The organism is Pseudomonas sp. SIMBA_068 (assembly GCF_046534705.1).
Taxonomy (GTDB): Bacteria; Pseudomonadota; Gammaproteobacteria; order Pseudomonadales; family Pseudomonadaceae; genus Aquipseudomonas; species Aquipseudomonas putida.
Map to the genome: position 1 here is coordinate 1 of NZ_JAWRYI010000351.1, position 280 is coordinate 280.

Consider the following 280-nt stretch of genomic DNA (forward strand, 5'->3'; position numbering starts at 1 on the left):
GCTGGCAGCTGGTCAAGCGCTGCGTGGCGGGCGCCCGAGAGGTGCGCAAGCACGACATCTACCTGCCGATGCCTGACCCGGAGAACAAGTCTCCCGAGAACCAGGCGCGGTACAAGCAGTACAAGAAGCGGGCGATGTTCTTGAACATCACCGGGCGCACGCGCACCGGCCTGCTGGGTGCGGTGTTCCGCAAGACTGCAGAGTTGGAGCTGCCCGCCGGGGTCGAGTACCTCAAAGAGAACGCTAGCGGCGACGGCACGAGCCTGGAGCAGCTTTCCAA

1 pseudogene is annotated in these 280 nt (G+C 64.6%); it reads left to right on the forward strand.

From position 1 onward, the window contains the following. Positions 1–280, forward strand: a pseudogene (locus SB756_RS29495) (hypothetical protein); the annotation flags it as partial.